The organism is Paraburkholderia ginsengisoli NBRC 100965 (assembly GCF_000739735.1).
GTDB lineage: Bacteria > Pseudomonadota > Gammaproteobacteria > Burkholderiales > Burkholderiaceae > Paraburkholderia > Paraburkholderia ginsengisoli.
Window position 1 is genome coordinate 695,877 of record NZ_BBJF01000004.1, and the last position, 25,078, is coordinate 720,954.

A 25,078-nucleotide genomic window follows, 5' to 3' on the forward strand; every position below is an offset into this window, starting at 1 on the left:
CAAGTGCAAAAAAGCCGCCCTGGGGCGGCTTTTTTTGTTGCTGCGGATTCGTTGCGTGCCGAGTGAAAAGCGAAGCGCGCGAGCCGCGCAATACGACAAGGCCGCCGCACGAAGCGGCGGCCTTGTCTGTCACGATCAACCCAGCCAGCGACGCGCGTTCTGGAACACACGCAGCCACGGGCTCGCGTCCGTGCCGTTCTCGCCCCAGCCTTCCGGATGCCAGCTCATCTGCACCGCGCGATGCACACGCTCGGTGTGCGGCATCAGCACGGTGAAGCGGCCGTCGGCCGTCGTGACCGATGTGATGCCGTCCGGCGAGCCGTTCGGGTTGAACGGATACTGCTCGGTTGCCTGACCACGGTGATCGACGTAACGCATCGCCACCGCGACCTTCGACGCATCGCCCTGCTGCGAGAAGTCCGCGTAGCCTTCGCCGTGCGCAACCGCGACCGGAATGCGCGAGCCTTCCATGCCGGCGAAGAAGATCGACGGCGAGGCTTGCACTTCGACCAGCGAGAAGCGCGCTTCGAATTTCTCCGACTTGTTGCGCGTAAACTTCGGCCACGCTTGCGCGCCGGGGATCATCGACGCGAGGCTGCTCATCATCTGGCAGCCATTGCAGATGCCGAGCGCGAACGTGTCTTCGCGGCCGAAGAACGCGGCGAACATGTCGGCCAGTTGCGCGTTGAAGCGGATCGCCTTCGCCCAGCCTTCGCCCGCGCCCAGCGTATCGCCGTACGAGAAGCCGCCGCACGCCACCGCGCCCGCGAAGTCCGCGAGATTCGCGCGGCCCGCGAGCAGATCGCTCATGTGCACGTCGTGCGCGTCGAAACCAGAGCGGTCGAATGCGTAAGCCGTTTCGAGGTGCGAGTTGACGCCCTGCTCGCGCAGGATCGCGACACGCGGACGCGCGCCCCTGCCGATAAAGGGAGCGGCCTTATCCTCGGCCGGGTCGAAGCTCAGCACTGGCGTGAGGCCCGGATCGGCGGCGTCGAGCAGCGCGTCGTATTCGGCGTCGGCACAAGCCGGGTTGTCGCGCAGACGCGCGATACGCCAGCTCACTTCGCTCCACGTGCGATGCAATTCGGTGCGCGGTGCGTCGTAAATCTTCTTCGCGTCGCGATAGATTTCGATCGTGTCGCGCTCGTTGATCTTGCCGATCACATGCGAGCATGCCGACAGACCGTGCTCGCGCAACGCGACCAGCACCGCGTCGCGGTCCGCCGTGCGCACCTGGATCACGCCGCCGAGTTCTTCGTTGAAAAGCGCGCGAATCGTGCGGTCGTCACGACGGCCGCTGGTCTGCTTCGCCCAGTCTTTCGCGTCGCCATAATCGGATTCGTGGTGCGGGTCGAGCACCAGCATGTCGACATTCAGCGACACGCCCACGTGACCCGCAAACGCCATTTCGCAGACCGTCGCCCACAGGCCGCCGTCCGAACGGTCGTGGTAAGCGAGCAGCTTGCCATCGTTGTTCAGCGCCTGGATTGCGTTGAAGAAGCGCTTCAGGTCTTCCGGATCGTCGACGTCCGGCACCGTGTCGCCGACCTGCTGCGTCACCTGCGCGAGGATACTGCCGCCCAAACGTTGCTTGCCGCGGCCGAGGTCGATCGCGATCAGCACGGTGTCGCCCACGCCGTCCGTGCCGCTCATGCGGCGCAGTTGCGGCGTGAGATGCTTGCGCACGTCTTCGACCGGCGCGAACGCCGAGATGATCAGCGAGACCGGCGCGACCACTTCCTTCGCGACGCCACGGTCTTCCCACTTGGTGCGCATCGACAGCGAATCCTTGCCGACCGGAATGCTGATGCCGAGCGCCGGGCACAGTTCCATGCCGATCGCCTTGACCGTGTCGTAAAGCGCCGCGTCTTCGCCCGGCGCGCCACATGCGGCCATCCAGTTCGCCGACAGCTTCAGCTTGTCGAGCGACGCGATCGGCGCCGCCGCGATGTTCGTGACCGCCTCGCCGACCGCCATGCGGCCCGACGCCGGCGCGTCGATGACGGCGAGCGGCGTGCGCTCGGCCATCGTCATCGCTTCGCCGGTGAAGCCCGCGTAGTCCATCGTCGTGATCGCGACGTCGGCCACCGGCACCTGCCACGGGCCGACCATCTGGTCGCGCGCGGTTGTGCCGCCCACCGAGCGGTCGCCGATCGTAATCAGGAACGACTTGCTCGCGACCGTCGGGTGACGCAGCACGCTCTGGGCAAGCTCCGGCAACGCGAGACCGGTGACGTCCACCGGTTCGAGCTTCCGCTCGACGCGCTTGACATCGCGATGCATGCGCGGCGCCTTGCCGAGCAGCACTTCCATCGGCATGTCGACCGGCTGATGCGCGGCGGCGTCGTTCAGTTCGGAGTCGATCAGCTTCAGCTGACGCTCGGCGGTGGCCGTGCCGATCACCGCGAACGGACAGCGCTCGCGCTTGCACATTGCTTCGAAGGCTGGGAGATCGGCCGGCGCAATGGCCAGCACATAGCGTTCTTGTGCTTCGTTCGACCAGATTTCGCGCGGCGACAGACCGCTCTCTTCCAGCTGGATCTTGCGCAGATCGAACAGCGCACCCTTGCCCGCACCGTCCACCACTTCCGGGAACGCGTTCGACAAACCGCCCGCGCCGACGTCGTGAATGCTCAGGATCGGGTTCTTGTCGCCGAGCTGCCAGCACGCGTTGATCACTTCCTGCGCGCGACGTTCGATTTCCGGATTGCCGCGCTGCACCGAGTCAAAGTCGAGTTCGGCGGTGTTGGTGCCCGTTGCCATCGAGCTGGCGGCGCCACCGCCCATGCCGATGCGCATACCCGGGCCGCCGATCTGGATCAGCAGCGATCCTTCCGGCAGATCGTGCTTGTGCGTGTGCTGGTCCGAGATGTTGCCGATGCCGCCGGCGATCATGATCGGCTTGTGATAACCGCGCACCAGACCCGCGACGTTCTGCTCGTAAGCGCGGAAATAACCGCCCAGGTTCGGACGGCCGAATTCGTTGTTGAACGCGGCACCGCCGAGCGGGCCGTCGATCATGATCTGCAACGGCGATGCGATACGGTCCGGGCGGCCATACGCTTCGAACGGGTCGGCCGGATTGCGGTGTGCGAGCGGCTGCGCGGCGTCGCGGGCGTTTTCCCATGCCTCGACGCCGTCCGGCAGTTCGAGGTTCGACACCGTGAAGCCCGCCAGACCCGCTTTCGGACGCGCGCCACGGCCGGTCGCGCCTTCGTCGCGGATTTCGCCGCCCGCGCCGGTCGCGGCGCCCGGGAACGGCGAGATCGCGGTCGGGTGGTTGTGCGTCTCCACCTTCATCAGCGTGTGCGTGAGCTCGACGTTGCGGCGGTAGTGCTCCGGCAACTCATCGGCGCCGAGTTGCTCCGGCGTGCGCGGGAACCAGCGCTCGGCCATGCCGCCCGCCATGATCGCCGAGTTGTCCGAATACGCGACGATCGTACCTTGCGGGTTCAGCTTCTCGGTGTTGCGGATCATGTTGAACAGCGAGATGTCCTGCTTCTCGCCGTCGATCGTCCAGTCCGCGTTGAAAATCTTGTGGCGGCAATGTTCGCTGTTGGCCTGCGCGAACATCATCAGCTCGACGTCGGTCGGGTTGCGGCCGAGCTTCGTGAACGCGTCCACCAGGTAGTCGATTTCGTCGTCGGCGAGCGCGAGGCCCAGTTCCGTGTTCGCGGCTTCGAGCGCGCCACGGCCGTGGCCGAGCACGTCGACGGTTTGCAGCGGCTTGGCCGGCAGTTCGTCGAACAGATGCAGCGCGTAGTCGCGCGACGGCGACACGCTTTCGGTCATGCGGTCGTGCAGCGCCGCGGCGACGGCCGCGCGGGCTTCGTCGGAGAGCGCTTTCTTGCCGCCCAGCAGCCCGCTTTTCAGCGCGACCGTGTACTCGACGCCGCGCTCGATGCGGCGCACCTGCGTGAGACCGCACAGGTGGGCGATGTCGGTTGCCTTGCTGGCCCACGGCGACACCGTGCCGAAACGCGGCACCACGAGGAAGGTTTCGACGGCGCCGCGCTCCTTGCTGTCTTCGAGCGGATCGCCGTAGTGCATCAGCGCCTCGACCTTCGCGCTGTCTTCAGCGGACAGCGGGGTCTGGGCATTGACGAAATGCAGGTATTGCCCGCGCACGCCGGTGATATTCGGGTCGATGCGCGTGAGCGTTTCGAGCAGACGGGTTTGACGGAAATCGGAAAGGGCCGAAGCGCCGGGGAAACACGAGAAGTGGGCCATGGACTTGACGTTGCGTCGCTCAATGATGCCGAGTGGTCGCGCATGCAGGCGACGTGAGGCGGAAAGGAAGTCCGGGATTATACCCCGGGAACAGGCTTCCAGCCGCCCTGGCGGTGCGCTTTCGGCGGGCGCGCGGACACCGCCGCGCGATGCGCCCCGCGTGGCCGCGGCGGCGGTTTGGCTGCTATCATTCGCCCTTTCACCAGATCGGCGCGAGCCGCCCGAGCCATGCCGGGCCGCGCCGCATGCCACGCTCAACGGGAATGCGCCGCTTCGGCGTCCCGTCGGCAACTCGAATCAAAACATGGATGTCATCGTCATTGGCGGCGGGATAGCGGGCGTCGCCACCGCTTATCACCTGCGCGCGGCCGGCCACCGGGTGTGTGTCGTCGAGCGCCACGCGACCGTCGCGCAAGGCGCGACCTACGGGCACGGCGGCACCGTGCTGCCGACCCCGCTCGACGTCTGGTTCGGCCCGACCTTCATGGCGAGCCGTCAGAATGCAAAAAACGGCGTCGTCAACAGGATCGGCTTCAACGGCGCGGCGCGCCAGTTCGTCAAGCAGCTCGGCGCATTGCAGGAGCCTGACGCGTTTGCCCGCCAGTTCGGCCGCTTGCGACCGCTGATCGAAGCGTCGCGCGACGCGCTGGCCGACGTCGAGGCGCGCTTCGGGCTCGAATTCGAGCAAGTGAGCGGACTGCTTCATCTGGTGCGCAGCGAGCAGGAATGGGAGCAAACCCAGCCCGCGCTCGATCTGCTGCGCCAATACGAAGTCCCGCATCAAGTGCTGACGCCGGACGAATGCGCGGCGTTCGAGCATTCCGTGCGCACCGAGCCGGAATTCGCCGGCGGCGTTCTGTTCGATCAGGAACGCACCGGCAACAGCCCGCTTTTCACCAAACTCATCAAGCAGACGCTCGATACGCAAGGCGGCGTGCAGTTCATGCTCGGCAGCGAAGTCTCGGCGATCCGGCTGGAAGGCCAGCGCGCGGCCGTCGAACTGGCGCCGCGCCCGGGCAGCGCGGCACGCTCGCGCGAAGTCGACGTGATCCATGCCGACGCGGTGGTGGTCGCCGCCGGCCACGGCAGCCTCGCGCTGCTCGAACGGCTCGGGCTGCGATTGCCGCTGCATCCGCTGCGCATGCACACGCTGGTCGCGCCGATCGCGCATGAGGAATGCGCGCCGCACGTGGCGATCGTCGACGCGGTCAAGCGCATCGGCATCAGCCGGATGAACCATCGGCTGCGGATCGCCGGGGGCGCTGTGCTGCAGGGCGCCGGCCAGATCGACAAGCCACTGGGCGAAGCCGTGACCAAGGAAGCGTTCGCGCTGCTCGGCCAGGCAACCCACGACTGGATTCCGGGCGCTGCGCGAATCTCCGCGGCGATGCCGTGGGAAGGCGTCAAGCTGCTGTCGCCCGACGGCTTGCCGGTGATCGGCAACGCGCTGCATCCGCGGCTGTTCGTCAACGTCGGGCACGGCCCGGCGGGCTGGGGCCTCGCATACGGAGCGGGCAAGCTGGTCGCCGACCTGCTGTCGGGCCAGTCGCCGAATCTCCCCGACGACACCCTGGCCGCGCTGCGCGCAGACCGCTTTCAGTAAATCTTCGTCGATGACAGGCCGAGGCGGTCCCGCTACGGACCCGTCCGCGAGCGTCCGCTTATTGCAGGAACAGCCGCGCGCGCCGCTCGTATCGGCACTACCATAGCGGTTCCCCCTTTTTTCGCCTGGCGGCTCCCCGACCGCCGGGCCTTCCCATGACCGACGCCGAACACACGCCGCCGACTCTCATCAACCCGCATCAGCGCGCGCTGCCCTTGCTGACGCTGACCGATCTGCGGGCGGCGGAAGCGCAAGCCGCCGCCGCGCTGCCGCCGAACACGCTGATGGCGCGCGCCGGCCAGGCGGCCGCGAGCTTCCTGCACGAGCAGATCACGCGCGACACGGCGGTCGCGAAAACAAAGCAGCGGGTGTGGCTGATCGCCGGGCCCGGCAACAACGGCGGCGACGCGCTGGCCCTCGCGACGGAGCTGCACGACGCGGGCATCAGCGTGGAGCTGTGCATGCCGGTCGAAGTGAAGCCGGACGACGCCCGCTGGGCGCTCGACAGGGCTCGCGCCGCGGGCGTGACGATCACCACGGCGCCGCCCGACTCGCTCGACGATTTTCGCTGGCTCGTCGACGGCATGTTCGGCATTGGCCTGACGCGGCCGCTCGACGGCGTATTCGCGCGCGTCGCCCGGCAATTGTCGCAACGCGCGCAGGCCCGCCCGCGACAAGGCGGCGTGCTCGCGCTCGACGTCCCGAGCGGTCTGGACAGCGACACCGGCACGGTCGTCGGCAATGACCATGGCGGCGGCAGCGCCGTTCACGCGACCCACACGATCACCTTCATCGCCGCGAAGCCTGGCCTCTTCACCGCGCAAGGGCGCGACCACGCGGGCGCCGTGACGGTCGCGCCGATCGGTGTCGACAGCGGCCAGCGCACGGCCGTGCAACTGAACGCGCCCGAGCTGTTCGGCGCGTTCCTGCCGCCGCGCGACTTCGCGACCAACAAGGGCACCTTCGGCAGCCTCGCGGTGGTCGGCGGCGACACCGGCATGTGCGGCGCACCGATCCTCGCGGCGCGCGCCGCGCTCTATAGCGGCGCGGGCAAGGTGCACGTCGCGCTGCTCGGCGACGGCGCCCCGCCGTACGATCCGCCGCATCCCGAACTGATGCTGCATGCGCTCGACGACCTGCCGCTCGACACGATGGACGCGCTCGCGGTCGGCTGTGGGATGGGTCATCGGGAACGCGCCACGCAGGTGCTGCGCGACGTGCTGCAACTCGACGTGCCGAAGCTGTTCGACGCGGACGCGCTCAACCTGATCGCGAAAAATCCCGCGCTCGCCACCGAACTCGCCGCTCGCGGCGCACAAGGCGACCCGTGCATCCTCACGCCTCATCCGCTCGAAGCCGCCCGCCTGCTCGGCAGCGACGCGCCTGGCGTGCAGCGCGACCGGCTCGGCGCGGCCCGCGCGCTCGCCGCGCGCTTCGCGAGCGTGGTGGTGCTGAAAGGCACCGGCACGATCGTTGCCGCGCCGGATGGTCGCGTCGCGATCAATTCGACCGGCAACGCGGCGCTCGCGACGGGCGGCACCGGCGACGTGCTCGGCGGCATCATCGGCGCGCTGCTTGCGCAACATCTGCCGCGCTACGAAGCGGCGCTAGCGGGCGTCTACCTGCACGGCCTCGCCGCCGATACGCTCAGCGCGCAAGGCCACGGCCCGGCTGGACTGACAGCGGGGGAACTCGCGCCGATGGTGCGCACGCTGCTCAACCGTCTGTTCTATCCGGCGGCGGACGCGTGAAGCGCTTTGTCCCAACTTTTGCGCGGGATTGCCAAACGCATGCAGCCTGTCACGCAACGCCGCTATACTGACTCACGGCGCTGCGTGCCGGGTCGATCGCGGGTGGCGGTGAAACTTCAATGGACGCTTGCCTCGCGCAGCGGCGCGTCGAAGCTTCACCGGCACCCGTGCGCGAACCGGGCCGCGCGGCATCGCTCTAACAGCATCGTTGCATCATCCTCGGCAGCGCTTCATGCGCGCGCCTTTCTTCGTGCCCCCTTGGTTAGACGGACGCTATGACCCAGAACTCGCTCCCCTCCTGGTCCTCGCTGCAAACGCATTACGAGAAGATTCGCGATGCGCACATGCGCGACTGGTTCGCCCCCGAGAACGATCCCGCCCCGACCCGCGCCGAGCGCTTCGCGTTCGCAGGCGGCGGTCTCGCGGCCGATTTCTCGAAGCACCGTATCACCGACGAAACTCTGCAACTGCTCGTGCAACTCGCGCGTGAAGCCGGCGTCGAGAAGCGCCGCGACGCGATGTTCGCGGGCGACGTGGTCAACCCGACCGAAGGCCGCGCCGCGTTGCACACCGCGTTGCGCGCCACCGACCCGAAAGCGCCGTTCTTCGCCGAGGTCCAGGCCGAGCGCGCGAAGATGGCCGCGTTCGCCGACCAGGTGCGCAGCGGTGCATGGACCGGCTACACCGGCAAGCGGATTCGCTACGTCGTGAACATCGGCATCGGCGGCTCGGACCTCGGGCCGAAGATGGTCGTGCACGCGTTGCATCACCTGGCTACGCCGGAGATCACGACGCACTTCGTGTCGAACGTCGACGGCGCCGATCTGTACAACGTGATGCAGCAGATCGATCCCGAAGAGACGCTCGCGATCATCGTGTCCAAGACCTTCACGACGCTCGAGACCATGACCAACGCGCGCTCGCTGCGCGATTGGTTCGTCGGCAAAGGCTGCCCGGAAAGCGCGCTTGCGAAGCACTTCGTCGGCGTGTCGGCGAACCCGGCCGAGGTGGTCAAGTTCGGCATCGCGAAAGAAAACGTGTTCGAGATGTGGGACTGGGTCGGCGGACGCTATTCGCTGTGGTCGGCGGTGGGTCTGTCGATCATGATCGCGGTCGGCCCGCAGCAGTTCGGCGAACTGCTCGCTGGCGCCAATGAAATGGATCAACATTTCCGCGACGCACCGCTCGAAAAAAATCTGCCGGTGCTGCTCGGCATGATCGGCATCTGGTATCGCAACTTCTTCGGCTCGCAAAGTTATCTGGTCGCGCCGTATTCCGAAGCCCTGCATTTCCTGCCGTCGTACCTGCAACAACTGGAGATGGAAAGCAACGGCAAGTCCGCGCGCCTCGATGGCGCGATGGTCGACTATCCGACCTCCGCCGTGACGTGGGGCGAGCCGGGCACGAACGGCCAGCATGCGTTCTTCCAGATGCTGCACCAAGGCCCGACGATCGTGCCGATCGACTTCATCGCGGTGCTGACGCCGGAGCATCCGCTCGTCAGTCATCATCCGAAGCTGCTTGCCAATTGCTTCGCGCAAAGCGAGGCGCTGATGCTTGGGCGCACGCTCGAAGAAGCGCAGAAAGTGGCCGGCCCGGACAAGCCGGAACTTGCGCCGCACCTGGTTTTTCCGGGCAACCGTCCGACCGCCACGCTGATCGTCGACGCGCTCACCGCGCGTTCGCTCGGCGCATTGATCGCACTGTACGAGCACAAGGTGCTGGTGCAGGCTTCGGTGTGGAACATCAATCCGTTCGATCAATGGGGCGTCGAGCTGGGCAAGATTCTCGGCAAGGTGGTCGAGGCCGATCTGACCTCGGCGAGCGTCGATGAGAAGAAGCATGACTCGTCGACGTCGGCGTTGATCGCGCGGGCGCGGGCGGCGTTAAAGCGGTGAGGTGACGTGGTGCGTGGCTGGGTGAGTTTTCGACTCGCTCGATGCGCGCGCCATGAGTTGCTCGTTGGAGGCGAAGCGTGTTGCTGCGTAGTGGTGGGTGATGCTGGGTAGTGCTGGGTAGTGCTCTGTGTTGCTCGCGTTACTGGAACGCGCGACTGCTTGCCACGAGCCGCAATGAAAAAGCGGGCCTTTGCGGCCCGCTTTGCTTTTGCTGCCTCCCACGCTCACGACTCGCTAGCTGTGAGCGCCGCGATTCACGCGAGCCGCCCCGCTTCGATCGTCACCGTCGTATCGCACCGGCGCGCGAGTTCGATGTCATGCGTGACGAGAATCAGCGTTGCGCCGTTCGCGCGATTCATCTCGAACATCAGATCGATTACCGCATGACCGGTGGCGGCATCGAGACTGCCGGTCGGCTCGTCGGCGAACAGAATGGCCGGATGCGTAACGAACGCGCGCGCCAATGCGACGCGCTGCTGCTCGCCGCCGGACAGCAGCTTCGGATAATGACCGGTGCGCTGCCCGAGACCGACCTGCTCCAGCAGATCACGCGCACGCGTCGCGGCCTCGCGGGTGCCGATGCCGCCTTGCAGTTCGAGCGGCAACGTGACGTTTTCGAGCGCCGTCAAATGCGGCATCAGTTGAAACGACTGGAACACGAAGCCGACCGCGCCGCTGCGCAACGCGGCCCGTTCGTCTTCGTTCAGTTCGGTCAGCTCGCGGCCAAGCAGCCGAACCGAGCCCGAACTCGCGCTGTCCAATCCTGCGAGCAGGCCGAGCAGCGTAGACTTGCCCGATCCGGATGCGCCGACGATCGCCACACTGCTGCCGGCAGCGATAGCAAGATCGATGTCGTCGAGAATCGTCAGTTCGCCCGTTGCATCCTTAACCTTCTTGCACAAACCCCGCACTTCAATGACTGGATCAGTTTTGTTTAGCATGGTGAAGCGTAGGTTAAAAGTGCTCGCCACAGGCCCGCGCGCCACGGCGCTGACTACGGCATTCGGCTCGGCCGTGATGGCCGCCGCCCTGTTTTCGATGCCCTTGCCGGTTCACGCCGCCAACGCGCCCGACCCGGCCAAGCCGGTGATCGTCGTGCTCGGCGACAGCATCTCCGCCGAGTACGGCCTGCCCCGCGACACCGGCTGGGTTGCATTGATGCGCCAGCGTCTCACCGACGAGCGAATCGATTATAGCGTCGCCAATGCAAGCATCAGCGGCGACACCACGAGCGGCGGACGGGCTCGTTTGCCGGCGCTGATGCAGCGACTGAAACCTAGCATCGTGATCGTCGAACTCGGCGCGAACGACGCACTGCGCGGCGTGCCGCTCGCCACCACTGAAGACAACCTGCGCACGATCATCGAGCAGGCCCAACAGGGGCATGCGAAGGTCGTGCTGGTGGGTATGTATGTCCCGCCCAATTACGGCCCGGACTACACCCAAAAGTTCCATGGCCTGTACGGCGATCTGTCGAAGCAATTGCGCGTGCCGCTAGTGCCGTTCCTTCTCGCCGGTATCGCGGACAAACCCGAGATGTTCCAGGCGGATCAGATTCATCCGACGCAGCAGGCACAGTCAGTGCTACTCAACAACGTGTGGCCTGCCGTTAAGCCACTTCTTCGCACAAGTTCGCCGCGCTGAAAAGCGTGCTAACAACTTGTTTCTAGAACTTTGGGAACGCGGATCGGTAAAGGTCGCTCAGACACTTTCGTATCCCGTGTAACCAGCTCGAATCTGAGCGCCTCTGAGGAGATAACGTGAAATACTTACCGTTAATCGCTTTGACCGTGGCAATCTCTGCCTGCGCCGCTCAACCGCCTGCTGGCGTTCAATCCGTCGGTCAAAGCCAGCAGCCGCCGAAGGCCGTGGCTACCTGTATCGCGCAGAAATGGGCCGACGCCTCGCAACAACAGGTCGTCTCGCAGAACACGTTGGCGAACGATCAGGCAATGGATGTCTATGTTCCGGGTCAGCAGCCGCCGAATGGCGCCGCCGCCGTCGTGCGTCCGGCGTACAACGGCCCGGGTACGTGGGTCGGCTTCCGCGGTAATGCTGCGGGCGGCCAGGCCACGGGTGCAATCAGCGGCTGCCTCTAACGCGCTACACCGCATCGTGTGACGACCCTTGCGGTCGTCCAATGAAAAGCCCCGCATTTGCGGGGCTTTTCTGTTTTTGCGCGGTGTTTCGCGCGCGGATCTTTCAGTTCTACGTGAGGCTTTCTGCGGGCGGCTTATTCGCCGCCGTCGGACTGCGCGTTACTCCTGTCGAGCGATCCGTAGAACTTCACCTTCGAACGGGCACGCAACGCTTCGACGTATGCCTCCGCTTCGGACTGCGCGTCGACCTGCGCAACCTGCTGCTGCGCTGCTGCGAGACGCTGCGGATCGACCGGTGCGCCCGCCACCACCGCATTCACGCGATAGATCGCATAGCCGTCGTCGCCCAGGTCCACACCGACGTATGCCGGCAACTTTTGCGCATCCGCCTTGTAGATTGCACTCAATGCGGCCGGCGGCACGCCTTGCGCGTCGTTGCGCGACACCTTCAGCGGCGACGAGAAGCCGCTCGTGGACTTCGACTTTTCGAGCTCCGCCAGTTTGGCCACGCCGTCCTTGTGCGCGGCTTCGTTCGACTGAGCCGCGATCACCTTCTGACGCACGGCGTCCTTGACGGCGTCGAACGCCGGCACGGCCGCAGGCTTGTAGTCGGTGACGCGCGCCGCGATCAGCGTGTTGCCGCCGACATCGATCGCCTGCGTGTTGTTGCGCTGAACCGCTGCATCGTTCGCGAACACCGCTGCGAGGAACTTCGCATTGTTCAACGGGCTGTCAGGCGGCAGCTTCGGGTCCGCTTGCGGCGTCACTGTCGCGGTCTGCAGCGGCAGCTTGTATTTGTCGGCAGCCGGTTGCAGGCTCTTCGCCTTTTCGTAGACGATCGACGTGAAGCCTTCCGAAGCGTCGCTGAATGCCTTGCTTGCCTGCTGCGTCTTCAGCTCCTTCGCGATCTGATCTTTCACTTCGTCGAACGGCTTCGTCACTGCCGGCTTCACGTCCGTCACCTTGACGATGTGGAAGCCGAAGTCGGTCTGCACGATGCCGCTGACTTCGTCCTTCTTCAGCGCGAACACCGCGTCGTCGAATGCCTGGCCGCCAGCGATCATGCCGCGGCCGAAGTAACCCAGATCGCCGCCCTTCGATGCCGAACCCGGATCCTGCGAGTTCGCCTGCGCGATCTGCGCGAACTGGTCCGGATGCGCCTTGATCTGCGCGAGCAACTCTTCGGCCTTCTGTTTCGCTTTGGCCTTGTCGGCCGCGCTCGCGTCTTTCGACGCCGAAATCAGGATGTGGCTCGCACGCACTTCACCGTCGGTGCGGAAGTGCGCGATGTTGTCGTCGTAGTACTTCTTCAGATCGGCGTCGCTCGGCTGAACGGACGCGCTCAACGTTGCTGGCGACATCACCAGGTATTGAATCGTAGCGGTGGCCGGCGTCGCGAAGTCGTTGCGATGCGCGTCGTAATAGGCCTGCAGTTGCGCGTCGGTCGGCTGCACCTTCGCCGCGTAATCGCGCGGATGGAATGCGATGCCCTGCACTTCACGCTGCTGTTCGGCAAGCTCGGTCAGATGCTGCGCGAGCGTCTTCGACGTGAATGCGCTGGCTTGAATGCTCGCCGGCAACTGCTGCATCGCGAGGCCGTAGCGCACGCGCTCGTCGTATTGATCGGGCGTCATGCCCTGCATTGCGAGCAGCTGCTTGTAACGATCGACGTCGATCGAACCGTCGGCATTCTTCAGCGACGAGATCACCGGATCGTTGAGCAGCACGCGACGCACGGCGTCGTCGGATGCGGTCAGATGGAGGCGTTGCGTTTCATCGGCCAGCACACGCTGCTCGATCAGACCGTCGAGCATCTGACGACGGCGCTCCGGCGTATCGAACGACTTCATGTCGAACTGCGCGCCAAGCATCTGACGGGCGCGGTCGAGTTGCTGACGCGTCGCGTCGTCGTATTCTGCGCGGGTGATCTTGTGACCGTTGACGCTCGCGACGTTTGCACTTTCGTCAAAGAAGCCGCGGAAGCCTTGAATACCCACAAAACCCAACCCCGGCACAATGACGAGGATGAGCATGAACATCATCAGGCGTTTGTGATTGCGGAAAAAATCGAGCATGCGTGAGGAGTGCCAAAAACAGAACGCCCGATCTTACAACAGCGGGCAATAAAAAAGGCGAACCGGAGTTCGCCTTTCGTGGATACTGGCGGAGTGGACGGGACTCGAACCCGCGACCCCCGGCGTGACAGGCCGGTATTCTAACCGACTGAACTACCACTCCTTATACTGCGCTTACTGCACTGAAACACTTGAGCCGAATCTGAAACTGGTGGGTGCTGAGAGGCTCGAACTCCCGACCTACGCCTTGTAAGGGCGCCGCTCTACCAACTGAGCTAAGCACCCGTTTCGCGATTCAGCGTGCTTCTGTTGTTGCCGCCTGATTCGCTGGAGTTCGCCGTGCATCTCTTAGCGAATCAACCATTCCTCAAACAGCAAGCCCGTTAGTTTAGCGCATCCTTCAGAGCTTTGCCAGGCCTAAATTTAGGAACCTTTGCCGCCTTGATTTTGATCGCGGCGCCCGTGCGCGGATTGCGCCCCGTGCGCGCGGTCCGCTTGCCGACCGCGAACGTGCCGAAACCTACCAGCGTCACCGAACCGCCCTTCTTCAACGTACCTTTGACGCCACCGATCACAGCATCGAGTGCACGGCCTGCCGCTGCTTTCGAAATATCGGCTTGCTGTGCAATGTGATCGATCAATTCCGTCTTGTTCATTCCAACCCCCGAGAATGTTTATGACAATCGTGACGGCGCTCTATAGCACCTGGCATCACGCGGCCGGCGGGCAACGCCGAGCCGCCTCATTAGAATTGGCCGAAACCCCAGTGTCAAGCGGGGTTGAGCCTGATTCGACGCGTTTTAGAGGGGCTTTTTATTAGCAAATATTGTCTGCGCTCAACGCGTTTGCGGCGCGCTATAGAAGCATCTCGCGCCGCGCTCAAAAGGTGGGAAAACGTTTCTCGGACAGTGCATGAAATGCGCACGGACAATAAAAAACCCGCGGCCGTAACCGCGGGTTTTTGTTCAGCAACCAGCTTCGTCGCTGAATGTTTTAGTGCTTCACGACTTCCGTTGCGGCGTCTTTGCCCGGCTCGGCTGCGACGGGCGCAGCGGGCTTCGGCTCTTCTTCCGGCAACGCTTGCGGCACACGTTCGAGCGCCAGTTCGAGCACCTTGTCGATCCAGCGGACCGGCACGATTTCGATCGCGTTCTTCACGTTGTCCGGAATCTCCGTCAAGTCCTTGACGTTTTCTTCCGGGATCAGCACCAGCTTGATGCCGCCACGATGCGCCGCCAACAGCTTTTCCTTCAGGCCGCCGATCGGCAACACTTCACCACGCAACGTGATTTCGCCCGTCATCGCGACATCGGCACGCACTGGAATACCGGTCAATACCGACACCAACGCGGTGGTCATCGCGATACCGGCCGAAGGACCGTCCTTCGGCGTCGCGCCTTCCGGCACGTGAATGTGAATGTCCTGCTTCTCGAACGCTTCGTCCTTGATGCCCAGACGCCGCGAACGCGAACGCACGACCGAGCGCGCTGCCTCGACGGATTCCTTCATCACGTCGCCGAGCGAACCCGTGCGGATCACATTGCCCTTGCCCGGCATCACCGCGGCTTCGATGGTCAGCAGATCGCCGCCCACTTCCGTCCACGCGAGACCGGTGACCTGGCCCACCTGATTTTCCTTCGCAGCCAGACCGAAGTCGTACTTGCGCACGCCGAGGAACGTGTCGAGGTTGCTGCCGTCGACCTTCACCGCCCCTTCCGCCTTCTTCAGCAGAAGCATCTTCACGACCTTGCGGCAGATCTTCGAAATTTCACGCTCGAGCGAACGCACGCCCGCTTCACGCGTGTAGTAACGAATGATGTCGCGGATCGCGGTTTCCGTCACATCGACCTCGCCATCCTTGAGGCCGTTGTTCTTCTTCTGCTTGGGCAAAAGATAACGTTGCGCGATGCTGACCTTCTCGTCTTCCGTGTAACCCGACAGACGGATCACTTCCATCCGGTCGAGCAACGGCGGCGGAATGTTCAGCGAGTTCGACGTCGCCACGAACATTACATCCGACAGATCGAAGTCCACTTCGACGTAGTGATCGGCGAACGTGTGGTTCTGTTCCGGATCGAGCACTTCAAGCAATGCCGACGACGGGTCGCCGCGGAAATCCTGCCCCATCTTGTCGACTTCGTCGAGCAGGAAGAGCGGATTGCGCACGCCGACCTTGGTCAGGCTTTGCAGAATCTTGCCCGGCATCGAACCGATGTACGTACGACGGTGGCCGCGAATCTCGGCTTCGTCGCGCACGCCGCCGAGCGCCATGCGCACGAACTTGCGGTTCGTTGCGCGAGCGATCGACTGACCCAGCGACGTCTTACCAACACCCGGAGGCCCAACGAGGCACAGGATCGGCGCCTTGACCTTGTCGACCCGTTGCTGGACCGCAAGATACTCGAGAATGCGTTCCTTCACTTTCTCGAGACCGAAGTGGTCTTCGTCGAGCACGCGTTCCGCATTCGAGAGGTCGTTGTTGACCTTGCTCTTCTTGCGCCACGGCAAGCCGATCAGCGTGTCGATATAGTTGCGCACGACCGTCGCTTCCGCCGACATCGGCGACATCAGCTTGAGCTTCTTCAGCTCGGCGTCGGCCTTCTTCTTCGCTTCCTTCGGCATGCGGGCAGCCGTGATGCGCTTCTCGAGTTCTTCGAGGTCCGCACCTTCTTCGCCCTCGCCGAGTTCCTTCTGGATCGCCTTGACCTGTTCGTTCAGGTAGTACTCGCGCTGGCTCTTTTCCATCTGGCGCTTCACACGCCCACGGATGCGCTTTTCAACCTGCAGGATGTCAATCTCGGCTTCGAGTTGCGCGAGCAGATGCTCGAGTCGCTCGATCACCGGGAACATTTCGAGGATGTGCTGCTTCTGGTCGAGCTTGAGCGGCAGATGCGCCGCGATCGTGTCGGCCAGACGCCCGGCTTCGTCGATACCCGACAACGACGTCAGGATCTCCGGCGGGATCTTCTTGTTCAGCTTCACATACTGGTCGAACTGCGACACGATCGCGCGGCGCAGCGCTTCAGTTTCAGCGCTGTCGGCGTGGTCGGGTTCGAGCGGCATGACTTCGCACGAGAACTGCGTTTCCTGTTCTTCGATGGAAAGCGTTTTCGCGCGTTGCAAACCTTCGACGAGCACCTTCACAGTACCGTCGGGCAGCTTCAGCATTTGCAGGATGTTGGCAACACACCCTACTTCGTACATGTCCTTTTCGGTCGGCTCATCTTTCGCAGCCGTTTTCTGGGCGACGAGCATGATGTGCTTGCCGCCTTCCATCGCTGCTTCGAGAGCCTTGATCGACTTCGGGCGGCCTACGAAGAGCGGAATCACCATGTGCGGGAAGACGACTACGTCACGCAGCGGGAGCAGCGGGAGCGTAATGCGTTCCGGCGGGAGGAGTTGGGTTCCTGACATTTCATTTCCCCATGAGTGGAATCAGTTCGTTCGATAGGTGAGGCCAGCAGAAACTATTGCAAGGCCTCCGCGTGTGGGAAAAGTTCAGTGACTCCGAAGTTTCAGTGACTCCATTGTGAAAACAAGCTTCATTGACCACACGATAAACGAAAAAAGCCGTTCACGTTGCCATGAACGGCTTCTTTTTGCATAACTCGAAAGCCGATCAGTTCGAACCCGCGACCTTGGGCGCGTCTTCATAGATCAGTAGCGGTTTGCCGTCGCCGTCGATAACGTTGTCGTCGATGATGACCTTGCTGACGCCTTTCATTTGCGGCAGGTCGTACATCACATCAAGCAACGCCTGTTCCAGGATCGAGCGTAGACCACGCGCGCCCGTTTTGCGACGAATGGCTTTGCGCGCCACAGCCTGCAACGCGGCTGGGCGAATCTCCAACTCGACGCGCTCCATGTTGAACAGCTTGTGGTACTGCTTCACCAATGCGTTCTTCGGTTCGACGAGGATCTTCATCAGCGCCGCCTCGTCGAGCTTGCCGAGCGTGGCAACCACCGGCAAACGTCCGATCAGTTCCGGAATGAGGCCGAACTTGATGAGATCTTCCGGCTCGACTTCACGCAGCACTTCGCCAGCGTCGCGGTCCTGCTTGCTTTTCACGCTTGCGCCGAAACCAATGCCGGTCTTCTCCGTACGATCGACGATGACCTTCTCGAGCCCGTCGAACGCGCCACCGCAAATGAACAGAATGTTGGTGGTGTCGACCTGGATGAAGTCCTGATTCGGATGCTTACGGCCACCCTGCGGCGGCACCGACGCCATCGTGCCTTCGACCAGCTTCAGCAGAGCCTGCTGCACGCCTTCGCCCGACACATCACGGGTGATCGACGGGTTGTCGGACTTGCGGCTGATCTTGTCGATTTCGTCGATATAAACAATGCCGCGCTGGGCCTTGTCGACTTCGTAATTGCAGTTCTGCAGCAGCTTCTGGATGATGTTCTCGACGTCCTCGCCGACATAGCCGGCTTCCGTCAGCGTGGTTGCATCGGCAATCACGAACGGGACGTTCAGAAGACGTGCGAGTGTCTGCGCGAGCAGCGTCTTGCCGGAACCGGTCGGGCCGATCAGCAGGATGTTGCTCTTGGACAGCTCGATCTCATCTTTCTTGTCGAGATGCTTGAGGCGCTTGTAGTGGTTGTACACCGCGACCGCGAGAATCTTCTTCGCGCGTTCCTGACCAATCACGTACTGGTCGAGGATTTCACGGATTTCCTGCGGACTCGGCAGATCGGACTTGGACAAGCCCGCCTCGATGCCCGCGCCGGCAGCTTCGTCGCGGATGATTTCGTTGCACAGGTCGATACATTCATCGCAGATGAATACGGATGGGCCGGCAATCAGCTTCTTGACTTCATGCTGGCTCTTGCCGCAAAACGAGCAATACAACAGCTTTTCGCTGTTAGAACCTTTCTTGTCCGCCATAGATGTGTGAGCCTCCGGACACTCAATTACATGATACGCCGTTTGCCCCCGCCTCACCGTTGGACGCGCGGCAGGGGGCTTGAGCCAAGGTGACGGCGCTTGCCGCAGGCGCTCGGACGGGGTCTTGATTATTTCACAATCGATCCGACGACGGTTTCGCCCCAATTAGAGGCGAAACCGCACCAGATCAAGGCCGCTTGTGCGCGACCTGGTCGACCAGGCCGTAAGCTTGCGCGTCGTCGCCCGACATAAAGTTGTCGCGATCGGTGTCGCGCGCGATACGCTCGACCGGCTGGCCCGTGTGGTGCGCGAGCAGATGATTCAGCCGTTCCTTCAAATACAGAATTTCGCGCGCCTGGATTTCGATGTCCGACGCCTGACCGCGCGCGCCGCCCAGCGGCTGGTGAATCATCACCCGCGAATTCGGCAGCGCAAAACGCTTGCCCTTCGCGCCTGCCGCGAGCAGGAAGGCGCCCATGCTGGCCGCGAGACCCATGCACAGCGTGGAAACGTCCGGCTTGATGAACTGCATCGTATCGTAGATCGCCATGCCGGCGGACACCGAGCCGCCCGGACTGTTGATGTAGAAACTGATGTCCTTGTCCGGATTCTCGCTCTCGAGAAACAGCATCTGCGCAACGACGAGATTCGCCGTCTGGTCGTTCACTTCACCGACCAAGAACACGATGCGTTCCTTCAGCAGACGCGAGTAGATGTCATACGAGCGCTCGCCCCGGCCGCTCGTTTCCACGACGATCGGCACCAGTCCGAGCGCCTGCGCTTCGAGATCCCGCGACGACTGGGAGGTCAACGTGTCCAGCATTTGAGCGCGAAAGGTCATGCAATGGATCCTTGTCTGGAAATATTCTAAATATCAGATGCTAGACAGGTGTGTGCGACGAGCCCGTATTCAAGTGCGCGATCAGTGCGAACGCCTTGCGCGACAACATATAAAAACGCAATGCACATTCACAGCACAAAAAAACGGCGTGCGGGCCGTCACTCCGACAGCCGGCACGCCGTTGCAGCGACGCTTACGCTTGCGCCGTTGCGCTTGCCAGTTCTTCGAAGCTCACTTCCTTGTCCGTCACCTTGGCCTTGCTGAGGACGAAATCGACGACGTTGGCTTCGACGACATACGCTTCCATTTCAGCAAGACGTTGCTGGTTCGAATAATACCAGCGGACGACTTCCTTCGGGTCTTCGTAGCTTTTCGCGAATTCGTCGACTTCGGCGCGAATCTGCTCCGGCTTCGCCTGCAGTTCGTTGGCCTTGACCAGCTCAGCCAGCACGAGGCCCAGCTTGACGCGGCGCTCTGCCTGCTCCTTGAACATTGCCGGCGGGATCGGCGCATCTTTGGCGTTCGGCACGCCGCGTTGCTCCAGATCCTGACGCGCCATCGCGACGAGGCGTTCCTGATCCTGTTCGATCAGCGCGTTCGGTACGTCGAGTTCCGAGATCTTCAGCAGCGCGTCCATCACCTGGTTCTTGACGATGGCTTGCGTGCGACGCTTCGCTTCGCGTTCGAGGTTGTCCTTGATCTCGCCGCGCATCTTGGTCAGATCGCCGTCTTCGATGCCGAGCGACTTGGCGAAGTCAGCGTCGATTTCCGGCAGATGCGGCCACTCGATCTTCTTCATCGTGATCGTGAATTGCGCCGTCTTGCCCGCGACGTCCTTGCCGTGGTAGTCCTCGGGGAATGCCAGGTCGAATTCCTTCGCTTCGCCGACCTTCAGGCCCTGCGCCGCCTTTTCGAATTCCGGCAGCATGCGGCCTTCGCCCAGCACGAACGCGAAGTCGTCGGCGCTGCCGCCCTGGAACACTTCACCGTCGATCTTGCCGACGAAGTCGACCGTCACGCGATCGCCGTCTTTCGCAGCCGTGTCCGCACCGCCGTCACCGTGCTCGCCGGATTCGCCGCGAGCGTGGAAGTGCACGCGCTGCTTGCGCAGGATTTCCAGCGTGCGGTCGATTTCCGCTTCGCTGATGGTCGTCGTGGTGCGCTCGATCTCAGCCGTGGCGACGTCGCCCAGCTTCACTTCCGGATACACCTCGAAGGTTGCGTCGAACGCGTAGTCGCCTTCGACCGCGTCGGTCTTCGGCGCGAAGCTCGGCTGGCCGGCAACGCGCAGGTTTTCGGCGCGGCTGATGTCGAAAAATTCCTTGCCGACCTTGTCGCTCAGCACTTCGGCTTCCACCTGGCCCGAATACTGTTGCGTCACCATCTTGAGCGGCACCTTGCCCGGGCGGAAACCCGGCATGCGCACGTTCTTCGCGAGTTGACGGATACGCGAGTCCACTTCCTTCTGCACGGCATCCTTCGGCAGGGAAATCGTTACGCGGCGTTCGAGCTTGCCGAGGTTTTCAACAACGTTAGCCATGGCTTCAATCGTCCTAAAATTATTCGAGCGAATCAGTTATCTTCTCCGTGCCGCTTGTCGATGTCGCCGATGTCGCGTTTGCGTCGTTTAGCATCGATTGCGCGCCTGCGCCGCGGGCTTGCAGGCCGCCGGCAGCACGGTTGGGTCCAAAGAGCCGAATATTTTAGCAAACTATTCGCGCGCCTAGCCGGGATTCGATGATTGCGCGCATTTTTATCGATATTCCGGCCGCTTTCCGGGCCGTTTCGGCGTGGTTTCCGTGCGGGCCGCGCGCGCTTTCGCCCAGCCGCCGCCGGGTTGCCGACGCGCTTCAGCACGCTCGGATTGCAAGTCGCCCGCATGCGCTGCTTGCGGCGCCAGCACCGCGTCGTTGCGCGTCAGGCCGCGAGCGAGGCTGCACAGGCCGGCAGCGCATGCGCTGCGCGTCACCGCGGACGATCCCCGCTATGCCTTTCGACATATTCAGTCGGCGCGCCGAGGCTGATAAGCTAACGAACGCGCTCGGGGTTGCGTCCGCATCGTTTCCGCTTCTACCCATTCCCCCGCCCTCGCAACGATTCCAACCATTCAGAGACACCATGCCGAATTCGCCGTCCTCGCCTGTCGTCGTCATCGCCCCCGATTCCTTCAAAGGCTCGCTTAGCGCCGAGCAGGTCGCGCAGGCGATCGCATCCGGCATCCAGCGCGCCCGCCCCGACGCCAGCGTGCGCATCTGCCCGATGGCTGACGGCGGCGAAGGCACGCTCGACGCCATGCTGACGAGCGGCGGCGAGCGCCGCAAGCTCAGCGTGCGCGGTGCGGCCGGTCCGCTGCGCGAAGCGCTCACGGGCCTGCTCGCGGACGGCAGCGCGATCATCGAGACGGCGGAGATTGTCGGCATCACCGATCCGGTCGGGATGGGCGTGCCGGTCGACGCGCGCAGCACCCGCGGCATGGGCGAGGCGATCCGCGCGCTGCTGGACGCCGGGGTGCGGCGCTTTTTCGTCGCGCTGGGCGGCAGCAGCACGAACGACGGCGGCGCCGGCTTGCTGACCGGCCTCGGCGTCCAGCTGTTCGACGCGCAAGGCAATCCGCTCGAAGGCACGCCCGCGCAACTCGCGCGCGTTGCGCGCGTCGACGTCTCGCAACTTGATGCGCGGCTCGCGGATACGCAGTTCATTGGCATGTCGGACGTCGACAATCCACTGACCGGCGATCACGGCGCAACCGCGGTGTTCGGTCCGCAAAAAGGCGTCACGCCCGATCAGGTGGCGTCGATCGACGCCGCCCTCGCCCGCTTCGCCGACCTGCTCGAGGCCGCGCTCGGGCGTACGGCGCGCGATCAGCCCGGCGCGGGTGCGGCCGGCGGCCTCGGCTTCGCGCTGCATATGCTCGGCGCGCAGTTCGAGCCGGGCGCGGAAACCGTCGCGCGGCAGATCGGCCTCGATGCGGCGCTCGAAGGCGCGAACTGGCTGATCACCGGCGAAGGCCGCTCGGACGTGCAGACCCTGCACGGCAAGGCGCCCTTCATCGCCTGCGGCCATGCGCGCGCGGCCGGCGTGCCCGCCACGCTGCTCTCCGGCGCGGTCGACTCCGCCGCGTTGCCGCGTCTTGCCGAATACTTCAGCGGCTGCTTCTCGCCGGCGCCCGGACCGATCACGCTCGACGTCGCGATTCGCGATGCGGCGCGCCTGCTCGCGGACACGGCCGAACAACTGACGCGCCTCAAATACGGCCCGCGTTGACCGGCGAAACGGTTGCGGCAACAATCACAGCGCCACGACCGCTCACTCACCACGGGATGACCATGAAGGACTCCGTTAAAGCCGGGCTCGAACAATTCCTCACGTACCGTCTGCATGTGCTGAACAAACTCGCCGAGCGTGGCATCGGCGAGCGCTATCAGGCCAAACTCGGCGTGACCTTGCCGGAGGCGCGGGTGATTGCGTCGGTGGGTTCGTTCGGACCGTTCTCGATCATGGAGCTGGCGAGGCATGCCAATCTCGACAAGAGCCAGGCGAGCCGCGCGGCCGAGGCGATGATCCGGCAAGGGCTCGTGCAGCGCCAGCCGAGCACCGCCGACGGTCGCGTGGTGCTGGTGTCGCTGACGCCCGAAGGCCGTGCGCTGTACCGGAAGGTGATGCCGATCGCTCGCAAGTGGAACGGCGACCTGTTCGACTGTCTGGACGAGCGGGAAAAGGTCGCGTTCGGCCTCGCGCTGGACAAGATCATCGAGACGATGACGGCGCGCGGCGTGTGAGGGTGTCGCGCGCGTAGTGGTCGTTCGCGCGGCAGGCGGCTCGCTTTCTCTGCGGTGCTTGATGCGGGGTGCCGAGCGATGACGCAGGAGCCATTCAGCGCTCCGATCCGACTACACGCGGCGCGCTTTTCGTAGCGGCAGCAATCAACTCGCGCTCACCCGTCCCTGTGTCACTCGGATCGACGCAGCCCCCTCGCTCGATCTCCAAGTCGCACAGCAGAGCTATCCGCGCCCCAGCGCTCGATGCACGTCCACCTGTGCGAATGCGAAGCGGCACGAAACCATCATCCGCCCGCGCCTCTCAACCCTTCTCGCTGCCCGCCCCTTCGGCATTTGCACTGGCAGCGCCCTTGTCGTCGACCACACCGCCCATCACTCCCGGCATGGCAGACGCGCCGGGCACACCGCCCGCCACCTGCCGCATGCGCGACTGCGCAAAGCGCGCGAGCCGCCAGGCGATCATCCCCAGCGAACTCACCGCCAGCAGCAAAGCCACCCACGGCAGATAACGACGCGGTACATCCGGATCGCCGGCCGCCGACGCCCCGTCGCTCGCCCCTTGCGCAACGCCTAACAGCGTATCGCCCACGCGGGCCGGCGCCGCCACCGACGACGCGTCCGCCAGCAGCGCATCCCGGCTCAACGCCGCCGACGCCGTCGCCGCGCTACCCACCGCCAGTGTAAACGGCGCAGCCCCGCGCGCGGCAAAAATCAGCGTCGCCGGATGCCAGCCGGCCGCGACGGTCAGGTTCCCGCTGCCGGGTCCGCCAGTGCGCGTATCGACCACCACGCGCCATTGACGATCGGTGTCGGGCTTCAGTTCGAGCGACGGATTGTTCTGCTCCACCGTGCCGTTATGCAGGCGGAACAGCATCGCGCTCGCGACCTCGCGCCACGGCGCGTCCAGACCCGGTCGCGAGTAGACGACGGCAGGGGCGACCGTGTTGGGCTGAGGCAGCGTCAAGCGCAAACGGTCGACCGGATAGGAGCCGCCGGTCGTGAAGAAATACTCGCCCGGTTTCAGCCCCCCATGCGCGACGATATCTTCGCGCCAGGCGCGCGACGCATCGGTCGGGCGCGCCTCGCTGGCGACGATCGCGTGCACCTCCGCGTCGAACGATTCGACATAGGGCGCGCCGTCGAGCCAGTGCAGACGCAGGTAGCGCGCCGGGGCGCCGTCCAGCTCGATACGGTCCTGACTCAGGATGCTGCCGTTGTAGTGGACCTTGAGCAGTTGCGCATCGCCGGCGGGGTGCCAGTGACGCAAATCGTCGCTCGCCTCGACCGTCACGCGGCCCTGGTAGTTGTCGTCGCGCAAATGCACGAGCAACGCGCCGACCTGGCCCGCACGCGGCGCGCGTCCCACATCGATCAGATCCACGTCGTGCTGCGCGCGGGGCGGCGGCGCCGCGGTCGCGCGCAACGAGCCGTCGGCCGCGATCGCTACCCCGAACGGCACGCCGTTGCCGCCGGTTGTGGTGGACGGCAACGGAAACCATCGCACCGAACGCAGCGTCGGCGGCATGCGCGCGGGCTCGCGCGGCGCGTCGAGCGCATACGGCACGGGCTCGCCGGCGCCGTTGAATATGCGCACGTCGCCGAGATCGCTGCGCTGGCTCGCCGCGTAGACGGCCGCGGGTAACGTCACGCTGTAGTACGGGGCGCCGTCTTCGAGCTGGATTGAGAAACGCTGCGCGAAAGTGTCGGCGGCGGCAGGGGCCGACGTCCACACGGCGGCGAATGCGAGGCACCAGCCGGTCAGTCTCAAGACATGCTTCATTTGTGCAGATTCCGGGTTCATAGCCTGGGGATGCAACAGGGACAAATAGTCAATCACTGGCGACATCAAAACCAATACCGACGAGCGACACGATCCGCTCGATACCCGCCCGTTGCGCAGGCAATCGACGC

General features: G+C 64.1%; 16 protein-coding genes and 2 tRNA genes. 7 read left to right on the top strand and 11 right to left on the bottom strand.

Going from position 1 to position 25,078, the window contains the following annotated elements; genetic code table 11:
- Nucleotides 1-135: 135 nt before the first annotated feature.
- A complete protein-coding gene (gene purL / locus BGI01S_RS07150) occupies nucleotides 136-4,230 on the bottom strand; it encodes a phosphoribosylformylglycinamidine synthase (RefSeq protein ID WP_042323657.1) in 4,095 nt (1,364 codons plus the stop codon).
- 304 nt (nucleotides 4,231-4,534) lie between these two features.
- On the opposite strand from purL, the gene BGI01S_RS07155 reads away from it, so the two are divergent.
- From BGI01S_RS07155 to pgi, 3 genes are all read left to right on the top strand, one after another.
- Nucleotides 4,535-5,833, top strand: a complete 1,299-nt coding sequence (locus BGI01S_RS07155) for an FAD-dependent oxidoreductase (RefSeq protein ID WP_042323660.1) — start codon at nucleotides 4,535-4,537, stop codon at nucleotides 5,831-5,833.
- A 155-nt stretch (nucleotides 5,834-5,988) separates the two neighbouring features.
- Nucleotides 5,989-7,584 carry a bifunctional ADP-dependent NAD(P)H-hydrate dehydratase/NAD(P)H-hydrate epimerase gene (locus BGI01S_RS07160; RefSeq protein WP_042323662.1) on the top strand — a complete coding sequence of 532 codons (1,596 nt, stop codon included), beginning with the start codon at nucleotides 5,989-5,991 and terminating at the stop codon, nucleotides 7,582-7,584.
- A 275-nt stretch (nucleotides 7,585-7,859) separates the two neighbouring features.
- Nucleotides 7,860-9,482, top strand: coding sequence for a glucose-6-phosphate isomerase (pgi, locus tag BGI01S_RS07165; RefSeq protein ID WP_042323663.1), 1,623 nt, complete (start codon nucleotides 7,860-7,862; stop codon nucleotides 9,480-9,482).
- 254 nt (nucleotides 9,483-9,736) lie between these two features.
- Here the strand turns inward: pgi and BGI01S_RS07170 are convergent, their stop codons facing one another.
- Complete coding sequence (locus tag BGI01S_RS07170; protein WP_042323665.1) at nucleotides 9,737-10,423, bottom strand: ABC transporter ATP-binding protein; 687 nt, start codon at nucleotides 10,421-10,423, stop codon at nucleotides 9,737-9,739.
- Here BGI01S_RS07170 and BGI01S_RS07175 point away from each other — a divergent pair.
- Nucleotides 10,422-11,126, top strand: coding sequence for an arylesterase (locus BGI01S_RS07175; RefSeq protein WP_042323666.1), 705 nt, complete (start codon nucleotides 10,422-10,424; stop codon nucleotides 11,124-11,126). The two genes, BGI01S_RS07170 and BGI01S_RS07175, sit on opposite strands and share 2 nt — an antisense overlap.
- Nucleotides 11,127-11,242: 116 nt before the next feature.
- The gene (locus BGI01S_RS07180; RefSeq protein WP_042323669.1) at nucleotides 11,243-11,581 is read left to right on the top strand and encodes a hypothetical protein; all 339 of its coding nucleotides are present in this window, start codon (nucleotides 11,243-11,245) and stop codon (nucleotides 11,579-11,581) included.
- Nucleotides 11,582-11,715: 134 nt separating this feature from the next.
- On the opposite strand, the gene BGI01S_RS07185 is transcribed toward BGI01S_RS07180, so the two are convergent.
- The 8 genes from BGI01S_RS07185 to tig form a co-directional block, all read right to left on the bottom strand.
- On the bottom strand, nucleotides 11,716-13,656 hold the full coding sequence (locus tag BGI01S_RS07185) for a SurA N-terminal domain-containing protein (RefSeq protein ID WP_042323671.1): 1,941 nt from the start codon (nucleotides 13,654-13,656) through the stop codon (nucleotides 11,716-11,718).
- An 86-nt stretch (nucleotides 13,657-13,742) separates the two neighbouring features.
- Nucleotides 13,743-13,819: transfer RNA gene (locus tag BGI01S_RS07190), tRNA-Asp, on the bottom strand.
- A gap of 46 nt (nucleotides 13,820-13,865) precedes the next feature.
- Nucleotides 13,866-13,941: transfer RNA gene (locus BGI01S_RS07195), tRNA-Val, on the bottom strand.
- A 98-nt stretch (nucleotides 13,942-14,039) separates the two neighbouring features.
- Nucleotides 14,040-14,312: an HU family DNA-binding protein gene (locus BGI01S_RS07200; protein WP_007585907.1), complete on the bottom strand. Its 273-nt coding sequence runs from the start codon at nucleotides 14,310-14,312 to the stop codon at nucleotides 14,040-14,042.
- Between the two features lie 337 nt (nucleotides 14,313-14,649).
- Nucleotides 14,650-17,070, bottom strand: coding sequence for an endopeptidase La (gene lon / locus BGI01S_RS07205; RefSeq protein WP_042323673.1), 2,421 nt, complete (start codon nucleotides 17,068-17,070; stop codon nucleotides 14,650-14,652).
- Between the two features lie 205 nt (nucleotides 17,071-17,275).
- A complete protein-coding gene (clpX, locus tag BGI01S_RS07210; protein WP_006048928.1) occupies nucleotides 17,276-18,547 on the bottom strand; it encodes an ATP-dependent Clp protease ATP-binding subunit ClpX in 1,272 nt (423 codons plus the stop codon).
- A 187-nt stretch (nucleotides 18,548-18,734) separates the two neighbouring features.
- Nucleotides 18,735-19,388: an ATP-dependent Clp endopeptidase proteolytic subunit ClpP gene (clpP, locus tag BGI01S_RS07215; RefSeq protein WP_007182010.1), complete on the bottom strand. Its 654-nt coding sequence runs from the start codon at nucleotides 19,386-19,388 to the stop codon at nucleotides 18,735-18,737.
- A gap of 193 nt (nucleotides 19,389-19,581) precedes the next feature.
- A complete protein-coding gene (gene tig, locus BGI01S_RS07220; protein WP_042323675.1) occupies nucleotides 19,582-20,928 on the bottom strand; it encodes a trigger factor in 1,347 nt (448 codons plus the stop codon).
- 578 nt (nucleotides 20,929-21,506) lie between these two features.
- On the opposite strand from tig, the gene BGI01S_RS07230 reads away from it, so the two are divergent.
- Both BGI01S_RS07230 and BGI01S_RS07235 read left to right on the top strand, forming a co-directional pair.
- Complete coding sequence (locus tag BGI01S_RS07230) at nucleotides 21,507-22,652, top strand: glycerate kinase (RefSeq protein ID WP_042323680.1); 1,146 nt, start codon at nucleotides 21,507-21,509, stop codon at nucleotides 22,650-22,652.
- 62 nt (nucleotides 22,653-22,714) lie between these two features.
- On the top strand, nucleotides 22,715-23,167 hold the full coding sequence (locus BGI01S_RS07235; protein WP_042324488.1) for a MarR family winged helix-turn-helix transcriptional regulator: 453 nt from the start codon (nucleotides 22,715-22,717) through the stop codon (nucleotides 23,165-23,167).
- Between the two features lie 301 nt (nucleotides 23,168-23,468).
- Here the strand turns inward: BGI01S_RS07235 and BGI01S_RS07240 are convergent, their stop codons facing one another.
- Nucleotides 23,469-24,947 carry a DUF3999 domain-containing protein gene (locus BGI01S_RS07240; RefSeq protein WP_042323682.1) on the bottom strand — a complete coding sequence of 493 codons (1,479 nt, stop codon included), beginning with the start codon at nucleotides 24,945-24,947 and terminating at the stop codon, nucleotides 23,469-23,471.
- Between the last annotated feature and the right edge of the window lie 131 nt (nucleotides 24,948-25,078).

Coding starts and splice junctions, on each gene's coding strand:
- purL (WP_042323657.1), bottom strand. CDS start 4,230: ATGGCCCACTTCTCGTGTTTCCCCGGCGCTTCGGCCCTTTCCGATTTC.
- BGI01S_RS07235 (WP_042324488.1), top strand. CDS start 22,715: ATGAAGGACTCCGTTAAAGCCGGGCTCGAACAATTCCTCACGTACCGT.
- BGI01S_RS07230 (WP_042323680.1), top strand. CDS start 21,507: ATGCCGAATTCGCCGTCCTCGCCTGTCGTCGTCATCGCCCCCGATTCC.
- BGI01S_RS07160 (WP_042323662.1), top strand. CDS start 5,989: ATGACCGACGCCGAACACACGCCGCCGACTCTCATCAACCCGCATCAG.
- clpP (WP_007182010.1), bottom strand. CDS start 19,388: ATGACCTTTCGCGCTCAAATGCTGGACACGTTGACCTCCCAGTCGTCG.
- BGI01S_RS07155 (WP_042323660.1), top strand. CDS start 4,535: ATGGATGTCATCGTCATTGGCGGCGGGATAGCGGGCGTCGCCACCGCT.
- lon (WP_042323673.1), bottom strand. CDS start 17,070: ATGTCAGGAACCCAACTCCTCCCGCCGGAACGCATTACGCTCCCGCTG.
- BGI01S_RS07170 (WP_042323665.1), bottom strand. CDS start 10,423: ATGCTAAACAAAACTGATCCAGTCATTGAAGTGCGGGGTTTGTGCAAG.
- tig (WP_042323675.1), bottom strand. CDS start 20,928: ATGGCTAACGTTGTTGAAAACCTCGGCAAGCTCGAACGCCGCGTAACG.
- BGI01S_RS07175 (WP_042323666.1), top strand. CDS start 10,422: ATGGTGAAGCGTAGGTTAAAAGTGCTCGCCACAGGCCCGCGCGCCACG.
- BGI01S_RS07240 (WP_042323682.1), bottom strand. CDS start 24,947: ATGAAGCATGTCTTGAGACTGACCGGCTGGTGCCTCGCATTCGCCGCC.
- BGI01S_RS07200 (WP_007585907.1), bottom strand. CDS start 14,312: ATGAACAAGACGGAATTGATCGATCACATTGCACAGCAAGCCGATATT.
- clpX (WP_006048928.1), bottom strand. CDS start 18,547: ATGGCGGACAAGAAAGGTTCTAACAGCGAAAAGCTGTTGTATTGCTCG.
- pgi (WP_042323663.1), top strand. CDS start 7,860: ATGACCCAGAACTCGCTCCCCTCCTGGTCCTCGCTGCAAACGCATTAC.
- BGI01S_RS07185 (WP_042323671.1), bottom strand. CDS start 13,656: ATGCTCGATTTTTTCCGCAATCACAAACGCCTGATGATGTTCATGCTC.